General features: G+C 64.1%; 3 protein-coding genes and 1 pseudogene. 3 read left to right on the forward strand and 1 reads right to left on the reverse strand.

The features are described 5' to 3' along the window. The 3 genes and pseudogenes from EOA24_RS31480 to EOA24_RS31490 form a co-directional block, all read left to right on the forward strand. A pseudogene (locus tag EOA24_RS31480) lies at positions 1-371 on the forward strand (acetyl-CoA carboxylase carboxyl transferase subunit alpha); the annotation flags it as partial. A gap of 222 nt (positions 372-593) precedes the next feature. Next, positions 594-1883, forward strand: a complete 1290-nt coding sequence (locus EOA24_RS31485) for a murein L,D-transpeptidase family protein (RefSeq protein ID WP_126080988.1) — start codon at positions 594-596, stop codon at positions 1881-1883. Between the two features lie 75 nt (positions 1884-1958). Then, positions 1959-2210, forward strand: a complete 252-nt coding sequence (locus tag EOA24_RS31490; RefSeq protein WP_042643420.1) for a sulfurtransferase TusA family protein — start codon at positions 1959-1961, stop codon at positions 2208-2210. A gap of 19 nt (positions 2211-2229) precedes the next feature. On the opposite strand, the gene EOA24_RS31495 is transcribed toward EOA24_RS31490, so the two are convergent. Next, on the reverse strand, positions 2230-3366 hold the full coding sequence (locus EOA24_RS31495; RefSeq protein WP_126080987.1) for a GTP-binding protein: 1137 nt from the start codon (positions 3364-3366) through the stop codon (positions 2230-2232). Positions 3367-3381 lie beyond the last annotated feature (15 nt).

Consider the following 3381-nt stretch of genomic DNA (forward strand, 5'->3'; position numbering starts at 1 on the left):
CGGTGGTCATCGGCGAAGGCGGTTCCGGCGGGGCCATCGCGATCGCCACCGCCAACCGGGTCTATATGCTGGAGCACGCCATCTATTCGGTGATCTCGCCGGAGGGTGCCGCTTCGATCCTGTGGCGTGACACCACCCGCTCCAAGGACGCGGCGACCAATATGAAGATCACGGCGCAGGATCTGCTCGAGATGAAGATCATTGACGCCATCATTCCCGAGCCGATGGGCGGCGCCCAGCGCGCGCCGGAAACGGTGATTGCCTCCACCGGTGACCTCATCGCCAGGACGATGAAGGACTTTGCCGGCGCCAACACCGATTTCCGCGAGCAGCGCCGCGAGAAATATCTGGCGATGGGCCGCAGCCTCTGACCCGCCTACCGTTCAACTGTGGCAAGATGAGCAATTTCGCCACAAAAATGCCGCCGGATCCGGCTCAATGGGATTTGCTGTGAGGGGTTTGCCCAGATTTGTGACGAAGGCTTGCGGTAAGGAATTTTCAAGGTTAACGGGCTTACGGTCCACTGGTGTTCAGCCTGCGGGCCCGGCTATGCCGAGAGTCGTTGGCCCGAGAGAAGAGACGTAGCCGCACCGATGTTTGCCAAGCTTGCCCGCACCGGAGTCCTGATCGCCGCCATCGGCGTCGCCGGCTGCAATGATTCGTCGATGAAGGATTTCGCGCCGGAGGCCAACAAGCCGCTGCCGGACAAGATCCTCGCCGACATGAAGGCCAAGGGCATGGTGCGCACCTCCTCGGTGATGGCGCGCATCTTCAAGGAAGAAGGCAAGCTCGAGATTTGGAAGGCCAAGACCAACGGCCGCTACGATCTCGTCGCCAGCTACGACATCTGCAAATGGTCGGGGAAGCTCGGCCCCAAATACACCGAGGGCGACCGCCAGGCGCCGGAAGGCTTCTACACGGTGCGTCCCTCGCAGATGAATCCGCGCTCGAACTATCATCTGTCCTTCAACATCGGCTTCCCCAACGCCTATGACCGCGCCAATGGCCGCACCGGCCAGAACCTGATGGTGCACGGCGCCTGCTCGTCCTCCGGCTGCTATTCGATGACCGACGCGCAGATCGAGCAGATCTATGCCTTCGGCCGCGACGCTTTCCAGGGCGGCCAGACCGAGTTCCAGATCCAGGCCTTCCCCTTCCGCATGACCGCCGCCAACATGGCGCGCTACCGCAACGACCCGAACTACGAGTTCTGGAAGATGCTGAAGGTCGGATACGACAATTTCGAGATCACCAAGGTGCCGCCGAAGGTCGACGTCTGCGAGAAGCGCTACGTCTTCAATCAGGTCGCGCCGGAAGGCACGACCTTCGACCCGACTGGCCCCTGCCCCCCGACGACGCAGCCGGATTCGCTGAAGACCGCCTTCGCCAGTTACGAGAAGAGCTACGACGCGGCCTTCAATTCGGCGGTGAATTCCAGCAACCCGCCGCCGAAGCCGACCATTGCCGGCATCAAGGAAGCCAGCATCGTCTCCGACTGGTCGAAGCGCCGCGCCCGCGGCGAGCGCGTGCCGATCGAGCCGCCGTCGATGAATGCGGATGGCTCGGTGACGGAAACGACCCGCATGGGCCGTATCGATTCGCCGGCCGGCCGCAAGATGGCCGCGCTCGACGCGGAGAAGGAGGCCAAGCGCAAGGCGGAAGAGCAGCGCCTGGCGGCGATCGAGGCGGCCAAGGCCGCCAAGGAACAGGCCAAGGCGCAAGCGCTGGCCGAGAAGGAAGCCGCCAAGCAGGCCGCGCAGCAGCCGGTCGTCACCGCCGGCGTGGAGCCAGCGCCCGCGCAGGAAACCCAGCAGGCCGCCGACGCCGACCAGGGCACCGTGTCGAAGCTGAAGAAGAAGCTGCTCGGCATGTTCGGCGGCTGAGACCCAATGCGTGTCGCCCAAAAGCATGCCCTCGGGCATTGACCCGAGGGTGTAAGGCGGTTTTGGGATAACGACATGCATGAACAAAGGGCAAAGCCGCCCGCCATCTACGATCTCAAGGGACTGAACTGTCCGTTGCCGGTGCTGAAAGCCCGCAAGCGGTTGGCGGCCATGCGGCCGGGCAGCCGGCTTTGGCTGGAAACCACCGATCCGCTCGCGGTCATCGATATCCCGGCCTTCTGCGCCGATGCCGGTCACCAATTGGTCGAAACGGCCGCGGTCACTGGCGGTCATCGTTTCCTGGTCGAGCGCGGCAGCGCGGCCTGAGCCGGCGTCGTTTTTTTGCTTATAGCCCGGCTATTGCCAGCGGATTGGACTCGAGCGCGGCCCGGTCCGGCGTGTCGATCGACGGTTTGTTGGTGAAGGCCGCGAACAGGCGCTGGATATAATCTTCCGGCATGTCCAGCGTGATCAGCACCAGCCTGGTGCCGCGCTGACCGTCGGGCCAGGCCGGCAGCCTTGCCGGCGGATGCAGGATCTTCTGCACGCCGTGAATGACAAGCGGTCGCGACGGATCCTCCGCGAGCTCGATGACGCCCTTCATGCGCAGCAGCTTCTCGCCATGTGTCGAGCGCAGAAGGTCGAGGAACATCTCGATCGCCGAGAACGGCACCGGCCCATCATGGACGAGCGAGTGCGTGCGCACGCGCCTATCGTGGCGGTGCTCGTGATGGTGGTGATCATGATCGCCGTCATGGTGATGATGGCGATGATCTTGGTGATGATCCTGATCATGGTGATGATCTTGATCATGCGCAGCCTCTTCGCCAAGCCAGCGCCGCACGTCGGCGGACTTGGTTTCGGGATCATAAAGCCCGCAATTGAACAGCGCCGCGGCGCCGGCCTCGTTGACGTCGAGCACGACGGCGCCCGGATTGACCTGCTTCAGCCTTGCCAGCAACGCCTCGACCTCGGCCGCATCGGCAAGGTCCGTCTTGGTCAGCACGATGCGATCGGCCACCGCCGCCTGTTTCACCGCCTCGACATGGGCGTCGAGCGTCGCCTCGCTATTGACGGCGTCGACCAGCGTGATGACGCCGTCGAGCCGGAAGGCCTGCACCAGCGCAGGATGCGCCATGATCGACTGCAGCACCGGCGCAGGATCGGCGAGACCCGTCGTCTCGACGACGACGCGGGCGAGTTTCGCGATGCGGCCGGTCTGCAGCCGGTCGACGAGATCGGCAAGCGTGTCGACCAGGTCGCCGCGCACCGTGCAGCAGAGGCAGCCGTCGGAGAGCTGGATGATGCCGTCGGATGCCTGCTCGACCAAAAGGTGGTCGATCGCCACCTCGCCGAACTCGTTGATGATCGCCGCCGTATCGGCAAGCGCCGGATCCTTGAGCAGCCGATTGAGCAGCGTCGTCTTGCCGGCGCCGAGAAAGCCGGTGAGAACGGAGACGGGGATGGGAAAGCCGCCCTTCATGATGGCTAGTTCGCC

The sequence above is a fragment of the Mesorhizobium sp. M2A.F.Ca.ET.039.01.1.1 genome, assembly GCF_003998035.1.
Classification (GTDB): Bacteria; Pseudomonadota; Alphaproteobacteria; order Rhizobiales; family Rhizobiaceae; genus Mesorhizobium.

Excerpts from the sequence above, each read along its gene's own strand:
- EOA24_RS31485 (WP_126080988.1), top strand. The coding sequence starts at position 594 with ATGTTTGCCAAGCTTGCCCGCACCGGAGTCCTGATCGCCGCCATCGGC.
- EOA24_RS31495 (WP_126080987.1), bottom strand. The coding sequence starts at position 3,366 with ATGAAGGGCGGCTTTCCCATCCCCGTCTCCGTTCTCACCGGCTTTCTC.
- EOA24_RS31490 (WP_042643420.1), top strand. The coding sequence starts at position 1,959 with ATGCATGAACAAAGGGCAAAGCCGCCCGCCATCTACGATCTCAAGGGA.